The organism is Pseudomonas sp. COW5, from assembly GCF_026240005.1.
In the GTDB taxonomy this organism is placed as follows: domain Bacteria; phylum Pseudomonadota; class Gammaproteobacteria; order Pseudomonadales; family Pseudomonadaceae; genus Aquipseudomonas; species Aquipseudomonas kribbensis.
Genome location: NZ_JAPHVP010000001.1, coordinates 671817 through 696221 on the forward strand (window position 1 = coordinate 671817; position 24405 = coordinate 696221).

The 24405-nt window shown below is 62.0% G+C and carries 17 protein-coding genes; 11 read left to right on the forward strand and 6 right to left on the reverse strand.

The genetic code is table 11. The annotated features are described in order from the left end of the window. Nucleotides 1-257: 257 nt before the first annotated feature. On the forward strand, nt 258-629 hold the full coding sequence (locus tag OQ248_RS02980) for a DUF6124 family protein (RefSeq protein WP_265811979.1): 372 nt from the start codon (nt 258-260) through the stop codon (nt 627-629). A 67-nt stretch (nt 630-696) separates the two neighbouring features. Here the strand turns inward: OQ248_RS02980 and OQ248_RS02985 are convergent, their stop codons facing one another. Then, nucleotides 697-7878, reverse strand: a complete 7182-nt coding sequence (locus OQ248_RS02985; RefSeq protein ID WP_265811980.1) for a retention module-containing protein — start codon at nt 7876-7878, stop codon at nt 697-699. A 533-nt stretch (nt 7879-8411) separates the two neighbouring features. Between OQ248_RS02985 and OQ248_RS02990 the strand changes: the two genes are divergently transcribed. From OQ248_RS02990 to OQ248_RS03000, 3 genes are read left to right on the forward strand one after another with little or no spacing between them, the layout of a single operon-like run. Then, complete coding sequence (locus tag OQ248_RS02990) at nt 8412-9770, forward strand: TolC family outer membrane protein (protein WP_265811981.1); 1359 nt, start codon at nt 8412-8414, stop codon at nt 9768-9770. A 30-nt stretch (nt 9771-9800) separates the two neighbouring features. Further along, nucleotides 9801-11960: a type I secretion system permease/ATPase gene (locus OQ248_RS02995; RefSeq protein WP_265811982.1), complete on the forward strand. Its 2160-nt coding sequence runs from the start codon at nt 9801-9803 to the stop codon at nt 11958-11960. Between the two features lie 9 nt (nt 11961-11969). Beyond that, nucleotides 11970-13331, forward strand: a complete 1362-nt coding sequence (locus OQ248_RS03000; RefSeq protein ID WP_085710363.1) for an HlyD family type I secretion periplasmic adaptor subunit — start codon at nt 11970-11972, stop codon at nt 13329-13331. Nucleotides 13332-13476: 145 nt separating this feature from the next. Here OQ248_RS03000 and OQ248_RS03005 read toward each other — a convergent pair whose 3' ends face one another. Together OQ248_RS03005 and OQ248_RS03010 are read right to left on the reverse strand one after the other, a co-directional pair. After that, nucleotides 13477-14070: a DTW domain-containing protein gene (locus tag OQ248_RS03005; RefSeq protein WP_265811983.1), complete on the reverse strand. Its 594-nt coding sequence runs from the start codon at nt 14068-14070 to the stop codon at nt 13477-13479. A 6-nt stretch (nt 14071-14076) separates the two neighbouring features. Continuing rightward, nucleotides 14077-14970 carry a LysR family transcriptional regulator gene (locus OQ248_RS03010; protein WP_007956593.1) on the reverse strand — a complete coding sequence of 298 codons (894 nt, stop codon included), beginning with the start codon at nt 14968-14970 and terminating at the stop codon, nt 14077-14079. A 407-nt stretch (nt 14971-15377) separates the two neighbouring features. Between OQ248_RS03010 and speB the strand changes: the two genes are divergently transcribed. The 6 genes from speB (at nt 15378) to OQ248_RS03040 (ending at nt 20895) form a co-directional block, all read left to right on the forward strand. Next, nucleotides 15378-16328: an agmatinase gene (speB, locus tag OQ248_RS03015; protein ID WP_007956591.1), complete on the forward strand. Its 951-nt coding sequence runs from the start codon at nt 15378-15380 to the stop codon at nt 16326-16328. A gap of 10 nt (nt 16329-16338) precedes the next feature. Further along, nucleotides 16339-16761 carry a nuclear transport factor 2 family protein gene (locus OQ248_RS03020; RefSeq protein ID WP_265811984.1) on the forward strand — a complete coding sequence of 141 codons (423 nt, stop codon included), beginning with the start codon at nt 16339-16341 and terminating at the stop codon, nt 16759-16761. A gap of 56 nt (nt 16762-16817) precedes the next feature. Next, nucleotides 16818-18329, forward strand: coding sequence for a cytosine permease (locus tag OQ248_RS03025; protein ID WP_265811985.1), 1512 nt, complete (start codon nt 16818-16820; stop codon nt 18327-18329). A 79-nt stretch (nt 18330-18408) separates the two neighbouring features. After that, nucleotides 18409-19788 (forward strand): sodium:solute symporter, encoded by a 1380-nt coding sequence (locus tag OQ248_RS03030; protein WP_265811986.1) that lies wholly within the window; start codon nt 18409-18411, stop codon nt 19786-19788. Nucleotides 19789-19873: 85 nt separating this feature from the next. After that, nucleotides 19874-20599: an MBL fold metallo-hydrolase gene (locus OQ248_RS03035; RefSeq protein WP_265811987.1), complete on the forward strand. Its 726-nt coding sequence runs from the start codon at nt 19874-19876 to the stop codon at nt 20597-20599. Nucleotides 20600-20646: 47 nt separating this feature from the next. Beyond that, the gene (locus OQ248_RS03040) at nt 20647-20895 is read left to right on the forward strand and encodes a phosphopantetheine-containing protein (protein ID WP_085710356.1); all 249 of its coding nucleotides are present in this window, start codon (nt 20647-20649) and stop codon (nt 20893-20895) included. Between the two features lie 100 nt (nt 20896-20995). On the opposite strand, the gene OQ248_RS03045 is transcribed toward OQ248_RS03040, so the two are convergent. Then, nucleotides 20996-21124, reverse strand: coding sequence for a PA1414 family protein (locus OQ248_RS03045; RefSeq protein WP_007914492.1), 129 nt, complete (start codon nt 21122-21124; stop codon nt 20996-20998). 142 nt (nt 21125-21266) lie between these two features. Beyond that, entirely contained in the window at nt 21267-22160 is an 894-nt protein-coding gene (locus tag OQ248_RS03050) for a LysR family transcriptional regulator (protein ID WP_265811988.1), read from the reverse strand. A 105-nt stretch (nt 22161-22265) separates the two neighbouring features. Between OQ248_RS03050 and OQ248_RS03055 the strand changes: the two genes are divergently transcribed. Then, complete coding sequence (locus OQ248_RS03055) at nt 22266-23447, forward strand: MFS transporter (RefSeq protein ID WP_265811989.1); 1182 nt, start codon at nt 22266-22268, stop codon at nt 23445-23447. Here OQ248_RS03055 and OQ248_RS03060 read toward each other — a convergent pair. Then, entirely contained in the window at nt 23392-24324 is a 933-nt protein-coding gene (locus OQ248_RS03060) for a DMT family transporter (protein ID WP_134825833.1), read from the reverse strand. The genes OQ248_RS03055 and OQ248_RS03060 overlap by 56 nt on opposite strands. Between the last annotated feature and the right edge of the window lie 81 nt (nt 24325-24405).

The window sequence follows — 24405 nt, forward strand, 5'->3', positions numbered from 1 at the left end:
GCCTTGGGGGCGGGTTCTATTGTTTGGCGGTCGCTGAAAAGCAGCGATCGGGTTTAGCAGCCCGGATCTACTCTAGACGCACAATGCCGTTCGTTCGTGATCAGGCTCACGCCTGTCCGTTCACGTTATGGCGGCTTTGCGTGGGGCACTTCGGTGCGCCGGGTTCTAGAGTCCTGGTCTGCTAACCCGCGTACGGCCGCCACCTCTTTCGTTTAGCAGCGAAGCGTGGCGCCTCCACTACTCTAGAGGCTTTACCCATGATCAAACCCACGCCAAACCCGCCGGAAGTCGATTCGACCTCGCCCTACGAAACCCTCGACTCCAAGAAATTCCACGAAGCCGCCGAACGCGCCCTCGATCACTACCTCAATCCGTTCCACCCCAGAAAGCCGCTGCTCAAACCCAACACCCGCTACCTCATCGCCCCCGGCATCCCCAGCGAAGAACTATTGGCCGACGCCTGCGAAACCCTGACCTCGGCCAAAACCATGGCCAGCGATTTCGCCGCGATGATCGATGCGCCGCAGCGGCATGTGCTGCTGGGCATCGGGCAACTGATCATGCTGGCGGAACTGGCGGTGAATCGGGTGCTGGATAATCTGGAACTGAAGACTGAGGCGCCGCTGTAGCCTGAGCAAAGAAAAACCCGCCGCCCCGTTTGATCGGGCCGGCGGGCTTTGTCGTTTCAGCCCCGGCTCACACCGTATCCACCTTCAACGAATGATCATTCAGCATCCCGTTGATGATGGTCGCCGTGTCATGCCCGCCGGCAATCACCCCGCCCGCCCCCGGTGTCACGCCGTAGTGGCTGGCGAGGTTGACGCCTGCCAGGTCGATGGTCTGGTTCGGCGTGGCGCCGGCCATGGCGCTGACGTCGATGGTAGTGACCACCGAAGCGCCGCTGCCGGTGACGGTGAAATGCAGGTAGTCATCCAGTGACGCCGCGGTGCCGTTTTCACCTTGCAGCAGTTGCGACAGGTCGAGCTTGTCGGTGCCGGGGGTGAAGTCGGTGACGGTGTCGTGGCCGCTGTTGCCTTTGAGCCACTGGAAGGTGTCGGCGCCCGGCCCCCCGGTCAGGGTGTTGTTGCCCATGCCGCCGATCAGCAGATCATCACCACCACCGCCATTGAGGATGTCGTTGCCCAGGCCGCCGTTGATCACGTTGTTATTGTTGTCGCCGGTCAGGGTGTCGTTGAAGTTCGAGCCGACGAGGTTTTCGACGTTGCTGATGGTGTCGATGCCGGCGCCGATGGTGTTTTGCGCACCGAGCAGGTTCAGGTTGACCGTGACCCCGGCCGTCGCGTGGGCATAGCTGACCGTGTCGATACCGGTGCCGCCATCGAGGATGTCATTGCCCGGGCCGCTGTAGAGCAAGTCGTTGCCGGCGCCGCCGTGCAGTTCGTTGTTGCCGGAGCCGGCGGTGAGCACGTCGTTGCCGTCGCCACCGTTGAGGATGTTGTCGCCGCTGCCCGCCACCAGCACGTCATCGCCGGACGTACCGGTGAGGGTGTGGCCGTCCTGATAAGTGATGGTCACGTTGGCGGTATCGCTGCCACCGTGGTTGTCGTTGGCGGTGTAGGTGCCGTGGAAGTCCGGGGTGACGTCGTGGGCCCCGGCGTAGTTGACCGTCATGGTCAGTTGGTAGTTTTCCGCCGCATTGGGGTTGCTGCCGCTGGTGTTGGTGATGTTGGTGATGTGGATCTGGTACGTGCCATCGGCGCTGGCGGTGATGGTGCCACCATCGGCGATGCTGACGAACGCCCCGCCGTTCACCGAATACTCCATGGTGATGTGCCCGGCCGCCAGGTTGTGGTCGAGATTGAGGGTCTCGCCCTGTTTCAGTTTGACGGTGATCAGGTCTTCATCGTTGGCATTGGCGTTGGTCACCGCGCCGAGGTAACCGCTGACCACCAGCACCGCCGTCATGGCCGCCGTGTTGGCCGCAAAGGAGTTGCGTACATCGGCCAGGTTCTGGTTGGCGCTGGTGTTGGTGGTGCCGGTGAAGCTGATCGCGCCGCTGCCGGTGAAGTCCGCGCCCTTGGCGGCCCAACCGGTGTTGAAGGTGGTGGGCGAAGCACTGAGGGTATCGCCGTCCGGATCGGTGTCGTTGGCCAGCAGCAACTCGCCCGGCACCACAACGTTGCTCGACAGCACGTTGGTGATGATGTGGTCATCCACTGCCACCGGTGGCGAGTTCGGAATCACTTTCACCGTCAGCGTGGAGCTGGCGAGGTCGCCATCGTTGTCGCTGAGGGTGAAGCCGATGTTCTCGGTGATCACCGTCGTGGTGGTTTTCTGCGAGGTATAGCTGTAGTCGCCGGTATCGAGGTTGACCACCAGCGTACCGCTGTTGTTGGTGGCGATGCTCAGGGTGTTGTTCACCGTGTTGAAGGTGCCGTGGTTGGTGCCGCCGCTGGCAGTGAGCGAACCCTGGCCGCTGTTGGCTTTCGGGTCGTAGGTGTAAGTGGTGCCGTCGACCACGATGGATTTGATGAAACCGCCATCGGCGCCGAACGTCCCGCCATCGCCGAGCAACGAACCGGTGACAGGCGCGCCTTCCACGGTGCCGGACAGCACCGAGTTCAGTTGATTGAGATCGGTGACCACCACGGCGTTGGTGTTGGTGTGGCTGATGCCGTCGTAAGCCAGTGGATCGAGGTTGGCATTGCTGACACCGTTGCCGAGGCCGATCGCGTAGTTCTTGATGTTGTTGGCATCAAGGAAGGCCTTGAGCGCGGTCTCGTCGGCGGTGCCGATTTCCTGGCCGGTGGTGGGTTTGCCGTCGGAGAAAAAGTAGCCGACATTCTGCGCCCCGGTGAGTTTGCCCGAGGTGTTGAACGCGGTCTGCATGGTCGCCACGGCCGCATCGTAGTTGGTGCCGCCACCGGCGCTGAGGCCGGCGAGCAGGGTCTTGGCGGTCGCCACATCGACCCACACCGAGGTACGGTCAGTCGCGTTGCTGCTGAAGGTGACGAGTTGCACTTTCACATCGCCGAGATCGTCGTACTTGTCGAGCAAGGCACTGATCGCCTGCTTGGCCAGGTCCAGCCGCGACAGGCCCGGCACGCCGGAAGCGTCGGCCATGCTGCCGGAGATATCGAGCACGATGAGGATGTTGGAGTCGATCTCCACCGCCGCCACCGAGCGATCCGAGGCCACGGCTTTTGGAACGTCATCGACGATGTTGACCACAATGGTGCTGGTGGTGCTGTTGCCCAGCGCATCGGTGGCCTTGTAGGTGAAACTTTCGCTTAGCGTGTTCGCACCGTCATTGGCGTTTGGCGTGGTTTTCGGTGCCGACGTCAGGGTGTAGGTGTACGTGCCGTCGGGGTTGAGCTGGATCTGCCCGTAGGTGCCGGTGGCGCTGCCGACCAGGGTGTAGGTGATCGCACCGCTGCCGCCGGTGACCGCGCCGACCAGGGTGCCGGTGGCGGTTTCGCCGGTGTTGGTCGGGTCGCTGCCGATGACCGTGCCCGGGGCCAGGTCTTGCCCGTCCTTGGTCAGGTCGAGGGCTTTTTCGTATACGGTCACGTCCTGATCGACCGAGGCCACGAGTTTGCTGTCAGCGACGTTGACGGTGATGGTGGTGGTGCTTTCGTCACCGTCACTGTCGCGGATGGTGTAGGTGAACGTGTCAGTGGCGCCCGGCGGGCTCACCGAGTTCGGGTTGCTGTGGTAGACCGCGTTGCCCGCCGCATCCAGGGTCAGGTAGCCGTAGGTACCGTTGATGTTGCTGTTGAGGCCGCCAATGGCCGAGGTCGAGGTGTCGCTGCCGACCCTTACGCCCACCACCGCACCGCCCGCTGCCGGGCCATCGGCACCGGTGACGTCATTGCCCAGCACGCTGATATTGACCGTACCGCCCTCCACCACCGAACCGGTGTCGGCCTTGGCGGTCGGCAGGTCATCGACGATGTTGACGTTGATCTGCCCGGAGGCAGTGCTGCCATCGCCGTCGGTAGCCACCACGCTGAAGTTCTCGGTGATGCTGTTGGCGCCGTTGCCGGTCGGGTGCGCATCGTTGTGCACCAGGGTGTAGCTGTAGCTCACGACGCCCGTCGTGGGGTTGAAGCCGGTGACGGTCAGTGTGCTGCCCAATGGCGTGGTGACCGATTGCGGGAAGCCTGCGGCCACGCCGTTGGTAACCACCGCGATGCCGCCGACGGTGAGGGTTTGCAGACCGTCGAGGGCGGTGACGGTGAAGGTGCCGCTCTGGGTCAGGGCCGTGGCATTCGGCGCAGTGCCGTTGCCGAGGTTTTTCTCGTAGACGGTGAGCTCGCCGCCGTTGACGTCGAGGCCGTTGATGATCACCGGATCGTCGTTGTTGTGGATTTGCAGAACCAGGTTCGCCGTGCTGGTGTCGCCGTCCGAATCAGTGATGGTGTAGGTGAAGGTTTCGGTGCCGTTGCCACCGCCGTGCAGGTTTTTGAAGTCGGCGTCGTTGGTGTTTAGCGTGTAGGTGTAAGTGCCATTGGCGTTGAGCACCAGCGTGCCGTAAGTCCCGGTGAAGGTGCCGGCGGTGATCGGGCCGGCGTTGGGGCCGGTCGGGACGCGGTCGGCGCCTTGTACGTCGTTGGTCAGGGCATTGCCGGTCAGCGTGAGGTTGGTTTCCGAGGCGGTGCCGGTGTTGGTGTCGTTTACGGCTTTTGGAAGGTCGTCGACGATGTTTACGTCCAGCGATGCGTTGGCCGTGGTGCCATTGTCATCGACGACGGTGACCGCGAACTGTTCGCTCAGCGTGTTGGCGCCGTTGGCGGTTGGGTGGGCGTCGTTGTGGTCGAGGGTGTAGCTGTAACTCACCACACCGGTCGTGGCATTGAATCCGGTAATGGTCAGCGTGCTGCCCAGCGGTGTGGTGACGGATTGCGGGAAGCCTGCGACCACACCGTTGGTAACGACGGCAATACCGCCGACAGTCAGCGTGGTCACGCCGTCCAGCGCGGTGATGGTGAAGGTGCCGCTTTGGGTCAGCGCGGTAGCATCCGGCGCACTACCGGTGCTCAGGTTTTTCTCGAAAACCGTCAGCTCACCGCCGTTAACGTCGAGGCCGTTGATGATCACCGGATCGTCGTTGTTGTGGATCTGCAGAACAAGATTCGCCGTGCTCGTGTCACCGTCCGAGTCGGTGATGGTGTAGGTGAAAGTTTCCGTGCCGTTTCCGCCACCGTGCAGGGCTTTGAATTCCGCGTCGTTAGGGTTGACGGTGTAGGTGTAAGAACCGTCGGCATTCAGAACCAAAGTGCCATAGGTTCCAGTGAACGTGCCGGCAGTAATCGGCCCGGCATTCGGGCCAGTCGGTACACGGTCAGCGCCCTGCACATCGTTGGTCAGGACGTTGCCGGTCAGCGTGAGGTTGGTTTCCGAAGCCGTGCCGGCATTGCTGTCATCCACGGCTTTTGGCACGTCGTCGACGATGTTCACGTCCAGCGATGCGTTGGCCGTGGTGCCGTTGTCATCCACCACGGTGACGGCGAATTGCTCGCTCAGAGTATTGGTGCCGTTGGCGGTTGGGTGCGCATCATTGTGATCGAGGGTGTAGCTGTAGCTGACAACGCCGGTGGCGGCGTTGAACCCGGTGATGGTCAGCGTGCTGCCCAGCGGAGTCGTGACCGATTGCGGAAAGCCTGCGGCCACGCCGTTGGTGACGACGGCGATACCGCCCACGGTCAGGGTCGTTACGCCATCCAGCGCAGTGATGGTGAACGTGCCGCTCTGAGTCAAGGCCGTAGCATCCGGCGCACTGCCGGTGCTGAGGTTTTTCTCGAAGACGGTGAGCTCGCCGCCGTTAACGTCGAGGCCGCTGATAATCACCGGATCGTCGTTGTTGTGAATTTGCAGCACCAGATTCGCGGTGCTGGTGTCGCCGTCGGAATCGGTGATGGTGTAGGTGAAAGTCTCAGTGCCGTTGCCACCGCCGTGCAGGTTTTTGAAGTCTGCGTCGTTAGGGTTGACGGTGTAGGTGTAAGAACCGTCGGCATTCAGAACCAAAGTGCCATAGGTTCCAGTGAACGTGCCGGCAGTAATCGGCCCGGCATTCGGGCCAGTCGGTACACGGTCGGCGCCTTGCACGTCGTTGGTCAGGACGTTGCCAGTCAGCGTCAGATTGGTTTCCGAAGCCGTACCGGTGTTGCTGTCATCCACACCTTTTGGCAGGTCATCGACGATGTTCACATCCAGCGATGCATTGGCGGTGGTTCCGTTGTCATCAACCACCGTCACAGCAAATTGTTCACTCAGGGTGTTGGCGCCGTTGGCAGTCGGGTGGGCGTCATTGTGGTCAAGGGTGTAGCTGTAACTGACAACGCCGGTGGCGGCATTGAACCCGGTGAAGGTCAGTGTGCTGCCCAATGGCGTGGTCACCGATTGCGGGAACCCGGCAGCCACGCCGTTGGTGACGACGGCGATTCCGCCGACAGTCAGCGTGGTCACGCCGTCCAGCGCGGTGATGGTGAAGGTTCCGCTTTGAGTGAGCGCAGTAGCATCCGGCGCACTGCCGGTGCTCAGGTTTTTCTCGAAGACTGTGAGTTCACCACCGTTAACGTCGAGGCCGTTGATGAGCACCGGATCGTCGTTGTTGTGGATCTGCAGAACGAGGTTTGCAGTGCTGGTGTCACCATCGGAATCGCGCAGGGTGTAGGTGAAGGTTTCTGTCCCGCTGCCACCGCCATGCAACGCCTTGAAATCTGCATCGCTGGTATTGAGCGTGTAGGTGTAAGTGCCGTTGGCGTTCAGCACCAGCGTGCCGTAAGTCCCGGTGAACGTACCGGCTACTACCGGGCCGCTGTTGGGGCCTACGGGAATGCGGTCGGCGCCCTGCACGTCGTTGGTCAGCACGTTACCGGTCAGGCTCAGGTTGGTTTCCGAAGCCGTACCGGTGTTGCTGTCATCAACAGCTTTGGGCACATCATCGGTGATGTTCACGTCCAGCGAACCGGTCGCCGTGTCGCCATTGCTGTCACCGGCAATCACCGTGAAATGTTCGCTGAGATTGTTGGCGCCATCACCCGCAGGATGGGCGTCGTTGCCGTTGAGGGTGTAGCTGTAGCTGACCGTGCCGTTCGCCGGGTTGTAACCGGTGATGGTCAGGGTGTTGCCCAGTTGTGTGGTGATCGATTGCGGGAAACCGACGGGCACGCCGCCGACGATTACGTTGATGCCGCCGATGCTCAGGCTGGTCAGCCCATCGGGCGCCGAGATGCTGAAGCTGCCGGCCTGGGTCAGCGCGCCGGGATTGGCGGCGGAACCATCCGGCAGATTGGCTTCGTTGAGCGTCAGTTCGCCCCCGGGTACGTCGAGGCCTGTGAGGGTGACCAGGTTGTTGACCGGTGGCGGGATGACCGGCGCCGGCGTGTTGTCGCCGTTGTCGATGACCGCGTTATGGCGCTCTTGCGGAAACTCGGGAATGCCACCGAAACCGGCCGTGGGGAAACCGATGACCGGATCGACCCGACCACCCACTTCGGTCAACAGCACAAAACTGTGGCCGCCGCCCTTGCCGCCATTGGCATCGCCCGGAGCATCGGGGCCTGCGGCGGTGGCTTCAGCGGATTGGGTCGGGTCTTCACCGGCGGCAATGGCTTTCTGGATCTGTGCCACGTCGGTAAGTTGCGCATCGCTCGGGGTCAGTGCTTCCGGAGCATCCACATGGGGCGCGTGGTTGGCCAACAATTGCCCGGTCAGGGTCAGGCTGCTGTCGCGGCCCAGGGTCAGTTCCTGGCCGTTTTGCAGATGGACGGCGACCGCCCCTTCCGCACCGGTGATCAATTGATCCCCCGTAAACAGCCGATCGCCCTCGACCAATGCACGCCGACTTCCGTCAGCGGCTTGAGCGAAAACCTGACCAATGACTTTGGTGACGGTCCCGATGAGCGTTGCCATGTGCATTTCCTCCGCTGCCGACCACCGTCGGCACTGGTTCGCGAAGCAGCCCATGGCTCAAGCGGGTTGTCGGGGCGACGCTCGCACCTCGACAGTTCGTTTCGCAGGTTGTGCAAGTTCAGAAACTCCAGCGCCCTCAGGCACTTGGAATCCCTGATCGATGCAGCACGCCCACTAGCGCTACGTAACGGTGGTGAATCACCCGAGTGACAAAAAACTGTCGCTCATTTGCCGCTACGCGTCCCTCCCCTTTAGCAGTACTTCGCCCGTATGTCGCAAAGTGAGTGGAACTTTCCTCAAGCCTTCATGCACTCCCTAAAGCACATAAAACAAAGGCTTTCGAATGGAACAATGTGCCGGATTCGGCGAAGCGCATAAGTTTTTTTTGGCATAAGCCATATGAAAAATTTTTCTTAGCTACGCTTCAGGATGTTCTTAGCTCTGTTGTAACAGCGATGAGACGCTAAACACTAAAAATATCGTCAATAAATTGGCGACAGCGGAATACCATCAGGACTCAGGGAGATGCACCCATGCGCGTTCTAACCCCCCTCTGCAGTGCGGTTTTGCTGGCCATGGCTTGCACTTCCCAGGCTCAGGCCATGAACCTCACCGAAGCGATACAAAGCACCATCGCGACCCACCCGGAACTGGCTTCGCGCGTAGACGCCAAACTGTCGGCCGATGAACAGGTGAAAGTTGCCAAGGGTGGCTTCTATCCGTCGGTGGATCTGAACGCCGCGTACGGGCGCGGCTACAGCGACAACACCAACACCCGGGCCCTCGGTAACCACCACACCGAAATCCTCAACTACACCCAGTCCGAGTTGCGTCTGCGGCAGATGCTGTTCGACGGCTTCAACACCGCCAACGAGGTCGAACGCACCAAAGGCGTCTCCAATTCGCGCGCGTATTACGCGCAAGGCACCGCTCAGGATCTGGCCCTGCGCACCATTGAGGTCTACCTCGAAGTGCTCAAGCGCCGCGAACTGGTGACCCTGGCCAGGAACAACCTGCAGGCGCACCTGCGGGTCAACGACCAGATCGGCCTGCGCACCCAGCGCGGCATCGGCAGCACCGCCGACTCCGACCAGTCGGTGGCCCGTAAGGCGCTGGCGCAGAACAACCTCGACACTGCCGAGGTCGATCTGGCAGACGCCGAATCGAACTTCTACGCCGTGGTCGGACGCATGCCCGATGAGCTGGAAGCGCCGGCCTCGACCCGTGGCGAACTGCCCGCCACGCTGCCCGAAGCCCAGCAGAGCATGGTCGAAAACAACCCGTATCTGAAATCCGCCCAGGCCGACGTGCAATCGGCCGAGAGCCAGTACGAAGTCGCCAAGTCGCCGTTCTACCCACGCTTTGATGCCGAAGCGGCGGTCGGCGCCAACAACAACGTGCAGGGTGACGAGGGCCACGACAACGAATGGCGGGTCGGCGTGGTGATGAACTACAACCTGTTCCGCGGCGGCAGCGACAAGGCACGACTGGCCTCCGATGCGCACCAGATCAACCAGGCCATGGACATCCGCAACAACGCCCTGCGCCAGCTCAACGAGAACATTCACCTGGCCTGGAACGCCATGGTCAACGCCAAGAAGCAGACCCCGACCGCCCGCGAATACGCCGAAACCACCAAGCGTGTACGCGCCGCGTATCAGGATCAGTTCGGCCTCGGCCAACGCACCCTGCTCGACCTGCTCGACAGTGAAAACGAGCTGTACAACGCCAACCGCCGCTACACCGAAATCCGCTACACCGAGGAATTTTCGATGTACCGCGTGCTGGCGAACATGGGGCAGTTGCTGAGCAAGCAACGGGTGGTGCTGCCGGCCGACGCGATTGCCGCTGCCGAAGTGAAGAACGAAGCGCGCTTGCCCGAACTGAAGTAGTCCCGATGATGTAGCCAGGGAGCGATCAATATGACCAGCATGGAACCCGGTGTTTCCGGGATCGATCCGCGTCTGAGCTTCGATGATCCGTTACTCGACGGTCTGTTGATCCTCTGCAAACTGCATGGCGCGACGGCCAGTCGCGCCAGCCTGAGTGCCGGGCTGCCCCTGGACAAACAACGCCTGAGCCTGGACCTGCTGCCCCGCGCCGCAGCCCGGGCCGGGTTGCAGGCGCGGCTGCTGCGTCGCGATCTCAAGGACATCTCCCCGCTCAACCTGCCGGTGCTGTTGCTGCTGGGCAATGGCCGCACGGCGGTACTGCGGCGTTTTGCCGATGACGGCAAGGCCCTGATCCTGCCCAGTGAAGCCGACGGCGGCGAGCAGTGGGTCAGCCGCGAAGAACTCGCCGAACACTACACTGGCCAGGCCCTGTTCGCCCGGCCCCGGCATGAACTGGAAGACCTGCGCTCACCGCTGGTGCCGAGGGTTCAGGCGTGGTTTCGCGACACCCTGAAGCTGTCGAAATGGCTGTACAGCGATGCCATCCTCGCCAGTTTCCTGATCAACCTGCTGGGCCTGATGGTGCCGCTGTTCGTCATGCAGACCTACGACCGCGTGGTGCCGAACCAGGCCACGTCGACCCTGTGGGTACTCGCTATCGGATTGTTGATCGGCACCGGTTTCGAACTGGTGCTGCGGGTGGTGCGTGCGCACTTGCTGGACACTGCTGGCAAGAAGACTGACGTGATCCTTTCCGCCACTTTGTTCGAACGCATCACCGGCATGGCGATGAGGGCCCGGCCGGCGACCATCGGCGGCTTCGCCCAGAGCATTCACGACTTTCAGGGGCTGCGGGAATTTCTCACCGCGGTGACCCTGACCAGCCTGATCGACCTGCCCTTCGTGGTGCTGATGCTGGTGGTGATCGGCCTGCTCGGCGGCTGGCTGGTGGTGATTCCACTGCTGGCATTTCCGATCACGATCGTGTTCGCGATGATCATTCAGGTTCGCCTGCGTGACACCGTGCAGAAAAGCCTTAGCCTCGGTGCCGAGCGTCAGGCGTTGCTGATCGAAACCCTCGGCGGCCTGGAAACCCTCAAGGCCTGCAGCGCCGAAAGCGAGCGCCAGCACAAATGGGAAAGTACCCACGGCGCCCTCACCCGCCTCGACAGCCACGCCCGTAACCTCTCGGCGCTGGCCACCAACGGCACGCTGTTCATCCAGCAGTTCTCGGGGATGGCGACCATCGTCGCCGGGGTCTACAGCATCATTGCCGGCAACCTCAGCGTCGGCGCGCTGGTAGCCAGTTACATGCTCGGCAGCCGCGTGCTCGCGCCGCTGGGCCAGATCGCCGGGTTGATCACCCGCTATCAGCAAGCGCAACTGACCATGAAAAGCACCGACGCGCTGATGGCCCTGCCTCAGGAGCGCGACGGCAAACAGCGGCCGCTGGAGCGCACGCAACTGCAAGGCGCACTGGACGTCAGCGGTGTGACCTTCCATTACAATGGCCAGAATGCACCGGCCCTGAGCAATGTCAGTTTCAGCCTCAAACCCGGCGAACGCATCGGCATCATCGGCCGCAGCGGCTCGGGCAAAAGCACCCTGGCGCGGCTGGTGATGGGTTTCTATGAACCAGAGGAAGGCCAGTTGCTGCTCGACGGCCTCGACCTGCGGCAACTGGATGTCGCCGACCTGCGCCAGCAGATCGGTTACGTCGCCCACGACCTGCCGCTGCTGGCCGGCAGTCTACGTGACAACCTCACGCTCGGCGCTCGTTACGTCAGCGATTCGCGGATGCTCGAAGTGGCCGAACTGACCGGCGTCACCGAACTGGCCCGGCAACATCCGCAAGGCTTCGACCGGCCGGTGGGCGAACGCGGACAATTGCTCTCCGGCGGTCAGCGCCAGGCCGTGCTGCTGGCCCGGGCGCTGTTGCTCGACCCGCCGATCATGCTGCTCGACGAACCCACCAGCGCCATGGACAACAGCAGCGAAGACGTCCTGCGCCAGAAGCTCCACGGCTGGGTGCAGGGCAAGACGCTGCTGCTGGTCACCCACCGCACCTCGATGCTGAGCCTGGTGGACCGGTTGCTGGTGCTGGACAACGGCCGGATCGTCGCCGACGGTCCGAAAGAAGCGGTCATCGATGCACTGCGCAAGGGCCGGGTCGGCTCGGCGGCAGTCTAGGAGTTGCCCATGTCTGCTTCCTCTTCTTCAAAATCGCGCGGTTACTTCGACAGTTTCGGCAAAAGCGCCGAGGCCGAATTCATGCCGGAAACCGCCGGCGCGTCGTTGCAGGATTCGCCGCGCTGGTCGCGGATCACCGTGTGGCTGGCGGCAGCGTTGCTGATCAGCGCGCTGGTCTGGGCCAAGTTTGCGGTGCTCGAAGAAGTGACCATGGGCGAAGGCAAGGCGATTCCGTCGAGCAAGGTCCAGGTGATCCAGAACCTCGAAGGCGGGATCGTCACCGAGATCTTCGTGCGTGAAGGGCAAATGGTGAACAAGGGCGACACCCTGCTGCGTCTGGATGACACGCGGTTTCTGTCGAACAAGGGCGAGAGCGAGGCGGATCGCTATGCGTTGATGGCTCAGGTCGAGCGTTTGTCGGCGGAGTCCGAAGGTCGGCCGATGAAGCTCTCCGACGAGATCGTCAGCAAGGCGCCGCAAGTGGCCGAGGACGAACGTGCGCTCTACGACCAGCGCCAGCGGCGCCTGGCCAGCGAACAGCGCACCCTCACCGAACAGCTGCGGCAGAAGACTCAGGAACTGGCGGAGTTTCGCTCCAAACAGGGTCAGTACAGTTCCAGCCTGGCGCTGTTGCAGCAAGAGATGAACATGTCATCGCCGCTGGTGGGCACCGGGGCGGTGTCGCCGGTGGAAATCCTGCGGCTCAAACGCAGCGCAGTGGAAATTCGCGGATCGCTGAACGCCACGACCCTGGCGATTCCCCGGGCTGAATCGGCGATCAACGAGATCAAGAGCAAGATCGACGAATCGGAACAGACTTTCCGTTCCGATGCCGCCAAGGACCTCAACCAGAAACGCACCGACCTGTCGAAAATCACTGCATCGAGCATCGCCATCGACGACCGCGTCAGCCGCACCACCGTGACCTCGCCGGTACACGGAGTGATCAAGCAATTGAAGGTCAACACCATCGGCGGCGTGGTGCAGCCGGGCAGCGACATGGTGGAAATCGTGCCGCTGGAGGACAACCTGCTGATCGAAGCCAAGGTCCGTCCGCAGGACGTGGCATTCCTGCACCCGGGCCAGAAAGCCATGGTCAAGTTCAGTGCCTATGACTACACGATCTACGGCGGGCTCAGTGCCAAGCTTGAGCTGATCGGTGCCGACACAATCACCGACGACAAGGGCAACAGCTTCTACCTGATCCAGGTGCGTACCGACAAAAACCATTTGGGCGGGGATGTGAAACCGCTGCTGATCATTCCGGGGATGGTCGCCACGGTGGACATCATAACCGGGGAGAAAAGCGTGCTGGACTACCTGCTAAAACCGGTGCTGAAGGCCCGGACCGAAGCGATGCGCGAGCGGTAGTGATGATCCGGACTTTGTGGTGAATAATCTGGCCCCATCGCGAGCAAGCTCGCTCCCACAGGTATGGCGTCGTACTCAGGTTTTATGTTCGACAGGGACATTGTGGGAGCGAGCTTGCTCGCGAAGGCGTCGGCACAGGCAGCGATCATTTTGAATGATTGCGCTGGAAAGTCTCCTCCCCCATCGCCGCAATCTGCCCCTCGATCAACGCCTCGAACGGTTTGAGCAATGGATCGAAAGAGACCGGTGCTTCCAGGGTCTGCAACGCCTGCACAATCGCCTCGATGGTCGACAACGCCCCCGGCCCCGGTGCCTTGCGCAACCGATACCGGGAAACACCACCCTCCGCCAAAGTCACCCGAGGCAACGCCGCCAGCAAGGGATTGAGGTGCAACATCTTGCGCGCCTTGCGCCACGTGCCGTCCGGCACCACCAGCAACAGCGGTTCATCGGATGCGGCGTAAGCCTGCATCGGCTGCGCATCGTCCGCCGGGAACAACAACCGCGCCCGATACCCCGGCCGATTCAGCAGCGTTGGCAGATCCTCGAACACCTCGCCGACGATCAGTTCGGCATTGTTCAAACCGAGCGCTGCCAGCCGTGCGGTGTTGAGCGCGTGATTGACCTCGCTCGGGTGCTGCAGCAGCAACACGCGGGTGCGGCTGTCGAGGCTGGGGATCAGCGGGCACAGGCAGTGGGTTTGTGGGCGCAGGCAGCGCGGGCATTGAGGTCTGGACATGAATTCTTATGCCTGATTGAGCTGCGCTTTGAGCAGATCGCGGAAAGTCTGGATCAGCGGCTCGCGGCTGCGGCCACGGCGCATGATCATGGAAAACGGCGCCTGATAACCGAAAGTCGCCGGCAGCAAAACCCGCAGGTCGCCCTTGTCGGCCCAGGCCTGGGCGTAGTGCTCCGGCAGGTAACCGATGTAGGCGCCGGACAGCACCAGAATCAGCTGCGCCTCCATACTTTCCACGGTGGCGGCGCTGTGTTTGAAACCGTGGCGCGCCAGTTCCGCCTGGCTCCAGTAGCCGCGCCCGACCATGCGTTGCTGGGTGATGACCTGCTCGGGAATCCGTCGCTCGTTGAACAACGGGTGACGGCTGCTGCAATACAGCCAGTGCTGTTCGCGGTACAGCGGCATGTACACCAGACCGCTCATGCGCGTGGAAAACGCGCCGATGGCCAGATCGAGGCGGTTGTCCTGCACGCCGAGTTGCAATTCGTAGGGGCTCATCACCGACAGGTGCAAATGCACCGCCGGGTGTTCCTGACTGTAGGCGCCGATGGCTTCGGCGAACGGCAAGGCCTTGTCGCTGACAGTGGAGTCGATCACCCCCAGATTGAGCGTGCCGCGCAGTTCGCCCTTGAGCGCGGCGGCGTATTGCTCGAAGCCTTCGAGTTCGGCGAGCAAGCGCAGGGTTTCCTGATGGAACAGCTCGCCCTTGCTGGTCAGGCTGAAACCACCCCGCCCGCGATGGCACAGCACCAGACCGAGCGCGGCTTCGAGCTGGCTCATGTAGGTGCTGATCGCCGAGGTCGACAGGTTGAGTTCCTGCTGCGCATTGGCAAACCCCTGATGCCGCACGACGCTGACGAAGATGCGCAAAAGTTTCAGGTCGGGTAAAGCGTTGGCCATGTCTACTCCGGGCTTTGGAACTGTGTTGTCTGGTAAATCCCCCCCCTCACCCCAGCCCTCTCCCCAGAGGGGAGAGGGGGAAAGGGAGCCGATCTCCTCGGCTTTCAAATCCTGAGTTCGACTCGATATTGCAGGTCGATGTACCTCTGGAAAACAACTCCGTCAGCTCCCTCTCCCTCCGGGAGAGGGTTGGGGTGAGGGCAGCAATGTTCAGCCAGGCAAGAATCCCGAGACCGCAAAGTCTAATCCCAGCGCCGCCATTAGTTTAGAAAATCCTGAACTAAGTTTTTGTTCGTAGCGATTCTTCCATCTCACTACATTTCGCAGAATCGGCCCCACAGCGGCGTCCGAACCTGTGCTGAACGGCGCGCCGACATAAATAAAACAAAGACGATGAGGCCCTACCCGTGGACAAGATTCTTCACCAACCACTGGGCGGCAACGAAATGCCGCGCTTCGGCGGCATCGCCACCATGCTCCGACTCCCCCACGTACCGACCGCTGCCGGCCTGGACGCTGCCTTCGTTGGCGTGCCACTGGACATCGGTACTTCGCTGCGCCCCGGCACCCGCTTCGGGCCGCGCGACATCCGCACCGAATCGGTGATGATCCGCCCGTACAACATGGCCACCGGCGCTGCGCCGTTCGACTCGCTGTCGGTTGCCGACATCGGTGACGTGGCGATCAACACCTTCAACCTGCTCGACGCCGTGCGCATCATCGAAGAAGCCTACGACAACATCCTCGAGCACAACGTGATCCCGATGACCCTGGGTGGCGACCACACCATCACCCTGCCGATCCTGCGTGCCATCCATAAAAAGCACGGCAAGGTCGGTCTGGTGCACATCGACGCTCACGCTGACGTCAACGATCACATGTTCGGCGAGAAGATCGCCCACGGTACGACCTTCCGTCGCGCCGTCGAAGAAGGTCTTCTGGACTGCGACCGCGTGGTGCAGATTGGTCTGCGTGCGCAGGGTTACACCGCTGACGACTTCAACTGGAGCCGCGATCAGGGCTTCCGTGTGGTGCAGGCCGAAGAGTGCTGGCACAAGTCGCTGGAACCGTTGATGGCCGAAGTGCGCGAGAAAGTCGGTGGCGGCCCGGTGTACCTGAGCTTCGACATCGACGGCATCGACCCGGCCTGGGCACCGGGCACCGGCACCCCGGAAATCGGTGGTCTGACGACCATTCAGGCGATTGAAATCGTTCGCGGCTGCCAAGGCCTCGACCTGATCGGCTGCGATCTGGTAGAAGTCTCGCCCGCTTATGACACCACCGGCAACACCTCGCTGCTGGCCGCCAACCTGCTGTACGAAATGCTCTGCGTACTGCCGGGTGTGGTCCACCGCTGAGGGTCGGGTCATGAACGAACGTGATCAGGTTCTGAAAGCGGCCGCCGATCTGGTGTCCGCCTTCGCCCGCAACGATCGCGAAGCCTACTTCGGCGCGTTCAGCGCCGATGCGAGCTTCGTGTTCTACACCCTCGAACAGCCCCTGCTGTCGCGCGATGCCTATCAGGCGTTGTGGGACAGCTGGCGCGTCGAGGATGGCTTCGAAGTGCTGTCGTGCACTTCGAGCAACGCCTTCGTCAGCCTGCAAGGTGACGTGGCGGTGTTTATCCATGACGTGGCCACCGAGCTGCGCATGCAAGGGGAGCAACACTTCAGCCAGGAGCGCGAGACGATTGTTTTCAAAAAACAAACGTCGAGCCTAGAACAACAAGGCCATTGGCTGGCCTGCCACGAACATTTGTCCGCAATGCCGGAAGGGCTGCCACCCCCTTAGCCAAACAGGTGACGCCTCACACACGATGCGGCGCGCCTTTATGATCGGAGCAGATCATGAATAACAACAACAAAGACCAAAGCCTTACGCAGATTGAAACCCACGGGGTCGAACAGATCCCGGACAACGAACGCACCGCCGGTCCCGTGGACTTGTTCCGCATGATCTTTGGCGGCGCGAATACCTTTGCCACCGCCGTGCTCGGCAGTTTCCCGGTGCTGTTCGGCCTGTCCTTTCAGGCGGGCGTCTGGGCGATTGTCTCGGGCGTGCTGCTCGGCTCGCTGATCCTCGCACCGATGGGCCTGTTCGGCCCGCTCAACGGCACCAACAATGCCGTGTCGTCCGGTGCGCACTTCGGCGTGCATGGGCGGATCGTCGGTTCGTTCCTGTCGCTGTTGACCGCCATCGCCTTCTTCTCGCTCTCGGTGTGGAGTTCGGGGGATGCGCTGATTGGTGGTGCGAAACGCCTGATCGGCCTGCCGGAAACCGACCTGACCCTGGGCCTGGCCTACGGCCTGTTCGCGGTGCTGGTGCTGACCGTGTGCATCTACGGCTTCCGCTTCCTGCTGTGGGTGAACAAGGTCGCGGTGTGGAGCGCGAGCCTGCTGTTCCTGCTGGGCATCTTCGCCTTCGCCGGTCCTTTCGATTCGCACTACGCCGGTACCGTCAGCCTCGGCCAGCCGGGCTTCTGGGCCGCGTTCATCGGCGCCGCGCTGGTGGCCATGAGCAACCCGATTTCCTTCGGCGCGTTCCTCGGCGACTGGGCCCGCTATATCCCGCGTGAAACATCGCGCAAGCGGATCATGGCGGCGGTGATTTTCTCGCAGATCGCTACCTTCATTCCGTTCCTGTTCGGCCTGACCACTGCGACCATCGTAGCGATCCAGGCACCGGACTACATCGCGGCCAACAACTACGTCGGCGGTCTGCTGGCGGTATCGCCGAGCTGGTTCTTCCTGCCGGTGTGCCTGATTGCGGTGATCGGCGGCATGTCCACCGGCACCACTTCGCTGTATGGCACCGGGCTGGACATGTCCAGTGTGTTCCCGCGCCTGCTGTCGCGGGTCAAGGCGACGTTGCTGATCGGCGTGCTGTCGATTGCCTTCATCTTCATCGGGCGCTTCGCGGCGAACCTGGTGCAGAGCGTGTCGACCTTCGCCGTGCTGATCATCACCTGCACCACGCCATGGATGGTGATCATGATCATCGGCCTGGTGGTGCGCCGCGGCTTCTACTGCCCGGACGACCTGCAAGTGTTCACGCGCGGCGAGCAAGGCGGACGCTACTGGTTCAGCCACGGCTGGAACTGGCGCGGCCTGGGTGCATGGATCCCGAGCGCGGCGGTCGGCCTGTGCTTCGTCAACCTGCCGGGGCAGTTCGTCGGCCCGCTCGGTGAGTTGGCTGGAGGCATCGACATCAGCCTGCTGGTGACCCTCGGTCTGGCCTCGGTGATGTACCTGATGCTGCTGAGCCTGTTCCCGGAACCGGCGCTGGTCTACGGGCCGAAGGATCCACGGAGCAAAGGCGCCCATGCGCCGGCTGAAGCGGCGCTGCGTCAGGCCGCCTGAAGAAACGAATCGCCTGTGGGAGTCAGCCTTCTCCCACAGTGTTCCACCCCATAAAAAAGACAATCGGAGACACGCCATCATGGCTTTGGATTTATTCGTCGTCCTCATCTACGCGGCCGGCATGCTGTTGCTCGGCTATTTCGGCATGCGCAAAGCCAAGACCAACGAGGACTTCCTCGTCGCCGGGCGTAACCTCGGCCCGAGCCTGTACATGGGCACCATGGCTGCGACCGTTCTCGGTGGCGCGTCCACCGTCGGCACCGTGCGTCTGGGCTACGTGCACGGCATCTCCGGTTTCTGGCTGTGCGCGGCACTGGGTTGCGGCATCGTCGCGCTGAACCTGTTCCTGGCCAAGCCGCTGCTGAAACTGAAGATCTACACCGTTACCCAGGTCCTGGAAAAACGCTACAACCCGATGGCCCGCTCGGCGAGCGCGGCAATCATGCTGGCCTACGCGCTGATGATCGGCGTGACCTCGATCCTCGCCATCGGCACCGTATTGCAAGTGCTGTTCGGCCTGCCGTTCTGGGTCTCGGTACTGCTCGGCGGTGGCGTCGTGGTGGTGTACTCGGCCATCGGCGGCATGTGGTCGCTGACCCTGACCGACATCGTGCAGTTCATCATCAAGACCGTGGGCCTGATGTTCATCCTGTTGCCAATCTGCCTGTACAAAGTCGGTGGCTGGGACGAACTGGTGCTGAAGCTGCCGGCGGCGGCGTTCAACTTCACCACCATCGGCTGGGACACGATCATCACCTACTTCATGATCTACTTCTTCGGCATCCTGATCGGTCAGGACATCTGGCAACGGGTGTTCACCGTCAAGAATGAAAAAGTGGCTCAGTACGCCGGCAGCTTCGCGGGCATCTACTGCATCCTCTACGGTCTGGCCTGCGCCCTGATCGGCATGGCTGCGCACGTACTGATTCCGGATCTGGATAACGTCAACAACGCCTTCGCCGCGATCGTCAAACTGTCGCTGCCGGACGGCATCCGTGGTCTGGTGATCGCCGCCGCCCTGGCCGCGATGATGTCCACTGCCAGCGCCGGCCTGCTCGCCGCCGCCACCACCCTGACCGAAGACCTGCTGCCGAAACTGCGTGGCGGCAAACAGTCGAGCCTTGGCGTGAACCGTCTGTTCACCCTGCTGACCGGTGTCGTGGTGCTGTGCATCGCGCTGATTGTGAATGACGTGATCAGCGCCCTGACCCTCGCTTACAACCTGCTGGTGGGCGGCATGCTGATCCCGCTGATCGGTGCGATCTTCTGGAAACGCGCCACCACCGCCGGCGCCATCGCCAGCATGGGCCTGGGTTTCGCCACCGCCCTGCTGTTCATGGTCAAGGACGGTCTGGACGCCAACACTCCGATCTATTACAGCCTGGCCGTTGGCCTGGTGAGCTTCGTGGTGGTGAGCCTGGTATCCCGTCGCCCTGCCCCGGTGGCCAGCGCGATCTAAGCTGAACATAACGACTTGATGCTTTCTTCGACGGGTGTGGCGTCGGTTGCCACACCCGTTTTTTTTCGTCTGGAGAACATGGCCGATGAAGATTGTTTCACGGGACCAATGGTTCGAAGTGCAGCACCTGAGCGACGGCATTCGCCTGATCCACGAGCCGTATATCCGCCCGTTCTACCGCTGCAACCTGTGGCATGTGCAGGGTCGGGACAAGGATCTGCTGCTCGACAGCGGTTCCGGACTGGTGAGTCTGCGCGAACAATTGCCGTGGCTGACCGAACGGCCGCTGGTGGCGGTGGCCAGTCATTGCCATTTCGACCACATCGCCGGGCATCACGAATTTGCCGAACGGCTGGTGCATCCCGCCGAGGCGGACATTCTGGCGGCGCCAGATGGCGAGAATGACTTGAGCCGCGCCTTCGTCGGCGACGACATGTTCGAAGCGCATCCGGATTGCCCGTTGTGCTACGCCGAATACCGGGTCAAAGCTGCGCCGGCCACCGGGTTTGTCGAGGACGGTGATGTGCTGGACCTGGGCAACCGCACGTTGCAGGTGCTGCACACGCCGGGGCATTCACCGGGCGGGATCAGTCTCTATGAAGCGGCCACCGAAACCCTGTTCAGCGGCGACATCATCTATGACGGGCCACTGATCGAAGACGCCTACCACTCCAATCTCGAGGATTACGCCGCCAGCCTGCGACGCTTGCAGGCGCTGAGGATCCGCACGGTGCATGGCGGGCATTTCGGCAGTTTCTCGGGAGAGCATTTGCGTTCGATGATTGACGAATGGTTGCGCCGACACGCCTGAGGCCTGCTGTACTCCAGTCAGATCCCGCCACTTTTTGAACATCTGCCATGAGAAGAGCTGCCGTGCGTGCCGCCGTGCACCGATTCATCAAACGCCTGCTGGAACACCGCGACTTCAATGACAACACCAGTCTGGCGGAGCTGGGTCTGGAGAAGGCGGACATCGAGGATCTGATCTTCCATCTGGAAGATGAATTCGGACTGACGGCCTTCACCGCAGAAGAGGACCGCATGCTCAAGAGCGCGAAAACCGCGAATGACCTGAGCCGGTTTCTGTTGGAAATCGGGCGCCACTGAAAAGCAAAAGGTCGCCGTTTCGAGCGGCTCCAGCCTCTTTGTGCTGGAGCCGCCCGAAACGGCGACCTCTCTAATCTTTAATCCTTGGAGCCGGAAGGCATTACCGCCGACGCTGCTGACGCCGACGCTGTTCGTCATCAGTGCGAATCGGGACCGGTTGCAGAGGCGGTTCGATCAAGCCGAGGGCAACACCCAAATCGTGCAGCCAGTTCTGAATTTTCTCTTTCATCGTCATGCCCCCTTCAGGGTGGTGCTGAGCGGCCGGAATTCTGTAGCCGCTTCGCACTGATAATAGTCCGAAGTCCTACGCAATGCTCGGCGAAATCCGCAATGATCTGTTACTGAATGGATCTGAATCCCTGACCGATCGTTCAAGCCGTTTCCCGGGTATCTTCGCCAGCCACGGGATAGAGCGCCTGCTGCTGTTCAATCCACGCATTGAGGTTGGCGCCGACCATGCCCCGGCGCCACATGAGCCACGTTGTCGCACTGGCAAACGGTTCGGCCAGCGGGTGCACTGCGACACTTTCGCGGCCCGGCAGGCTGGCGAGCATCGACTCCGACATCAGCGCCACGCCGCTGCCGGCAATCACGCAAGCCAGCATCCCTTGATAAGACTCGATCTCCATCGCCCGGCCCATCGCCGCGTGATAGTGGGCGAACCACGACTCCAGCCGCGCGCGGTAGGCGCAGCCATGGCGAAAGGTGAACACCGCCCGCCCCTCGACATCCTTGGCACTGCGTACCGGCGGGTGATCCGGCTCGCTGATCAGCACCAGCCGTTCATTGCACAGCGGCACACCGTCGATCCCGGCCAGTTGCGGCGGGCCATCCACCAGCGCCGCATCCAGCCGCCCGGTGAGCAGCCCTTCAAGCAATTCGCCGCTGGGCCCGGACTGCACCTGCAGATTCACCGCCGGATACTGCTTGTGATAGCGCGCCAGCAACGCCGGCAAATGGATCGCGGCGGTGCTGTACAGGGTGCCAAGCACGAAATCCCCCGCCGGTTGCCCGCCCATTACCGCCGCACTGGCCTGATCACGCAGGGCGAACAGTTTGCCGGTGTAGTCCAGCAGGACTTTTCCCGCAGGCGACAACTGCAAACGCTGACGCTCACGGACGAACAGTTCGACACCCAATTGCTCTTCGAGCTGCTTGAGCCGGGTCGACAAATTCGATGGCACACGGTGAAGGCGTTCGGCGGCGCGAGTGATCGAGCCCTCCTCCGCCACGGCCTGGAAGATCCGCAATTGGCTGAACTCCACAACCTTTCTCCCTAACAGAACAAGTTACTCACTATTATTCAATTTTAAAGAAAGTCAATCAGTCCTAGCCTGACGGTCATCGAACCTTCCAACGGAATCCAGACCATGTCGCCGCTGATTCGCTTATCCGCCAGTTTCATTGCCCTGATGATGGCCATGGGCATCGGGCGTTTCGCCCTCACGCCGCAACTTCCCCACCTGATCAGCGAAGGGCAGATCGACCTGACTGCCGCCGGTCTGATTGCGGCCGCCAACTACCTCGGCTATCTGCTCGGGGCGGTGGATGCGATGTTTTCCCGTCGGCCGGATCAAGTGCAGCGGCGTCTGCATGGCGGCTTGTGGTTGTGTGTACTGCTGACACTGGCGTCGTTCTGGGCCAACGGTTTCTGGTCGCATATGCTGCTGCGCTTCGGCACCGGTGTGGCGAGTGCCTGGGTGCTGGTGATGATTACGGCGCTGAGTCAGCCGCTGGCTGCGGCTGCAGGTCGCCCGAGACTGGGCGCGTTGGTATTTGCCGGGCCGGGGCTGGGGATTTTTCTGACGGGGTTGCTGGCGCTGTTCTCGCATCTGGCGCAGCAGACGTCCGCCACCCTGTGGCTGATCTACGCCGCCGTGGCGCTGGTGATGTTGCTGGGGATTGTGCGGATCCTGCCGCAACCGGGCGTCGGTGCAAACGTCGCGCCTGCCGCCGTCAATCATTCGAATCGCGGGATTGCGCGGTTGGCGGTGGTGTATGCCTTGTACGGCGTGGGCTACATCATTCCGGCCACGTTCCTGTCGCAGATGGCCAACGCGCAGTTTCACGGGCAATGGCAGGCCGATCTGTTCTGGCCATGCTTTGGCCTCGGCGCCGCGATTGGCGTGTTGCTGGTGAGTCTGCGTCGGCACGATCCGGACACCACCCGTCACTGGTTGATGGCGACGCTCTGGCTGCAGGCCGCCGGGGTGTTTGCTTGCCTGTTAGGCAGCGGCCTCGGCCTGGCTTTGGGTGTGATCCTGTGCGGCACGCCGTTCCTGGCCTGCATGCAACTGGTGATGCAGCGTTCCCGGGAGCTGGCGCCCCACGCCACCCAGCGCAACGCCGGCCTGCTCACCGCGTGCTTCGCTGTCGGTCAGCTCAGCGGGCCGTTGCTGGCGGCGCTCAGCAGCCACTTCAGCGGTGGCCTGCAACCGGCGCTGGTGATCGCCGGCAGTGGCCTGCTGATTGCCGGTGGCCTGGCGTGGAAACCGCTTACGACTGGCCGAGCGCTTTGCGCAAACGCCGACGTACCCACTGTTCCGCGCTGACGAAAGTGATGCCGAGCAACACCAGCACGGCACCGATGATGAAATTCAGGCTCAGTTCTTCGCCCAGCAGCACCACGCCAAACGTGACACCGAACAACGGCGTCATGAAGGAAAACACCGCCAGATTGGCCGCCAGATAACGGCGCAACAGCCAGAACCAGGTCAGGTAACTGAAGAACGACACCACCAGGCCCTGGAACAGCACGCTGCCCACCGCCACGGCGGTCAGGCTGACGTGGGTGATCTGGCCGCTGAGCAGTGCGATCAACAGCAAACCGACGAAGCCGACGATCAGCTGATAAAACAGCGTCAGCGTCACCGGCGCTTCCGACAGGCGCGAGGCGCGCACCACCACGGTGGTCGCGCCCCAACTGGCCCCGGCCAGTACGCCGAGGGCATCGCCCAGCAGCATACGGTGATCGAGGTTGTCCCATGACACGCCACCGGCAAACGCTACCGCGATCCCGACAAATGCCATGAAAATCCCCAGCCATTGCACCGGCCGCAGACGTTCGCTGGGCAACAGGAAATGCACGCCCAGCGCAGTAAAAATCGGCGCGGTATAGAGGAAAACCGACATGTGCGCCGCAGTGGTCAGTTGCAAACCTTCGGAAATGAACAGGAACTCAAGCCCGAACAAGGCACCGGCCAACAAGCCGCCGCGCCAGGTCGTACCGACCTGATCCCAGCCGCCCTTCCAGCAGATGAGCAGTCCTACAAGCAACGCGGAAATCCCCGACCGCCCAGCCGCCTGCATCACCGGCGCGATATCGCTTGCCGCCCACTTGATCAGCACCTGCTGCACACCCCAGATCAGGCACAGGCCAATCATCACCTGCAGGGCAAAGCCGTCGGCACTGCGCCGACTGACGCTCACCGCAACACCTCGAACACACACGACATGGCAGTTTTTCCAATGGTCAAAACAAAGCCCCGGCTCTTCGTCCGGGGCGAAAAA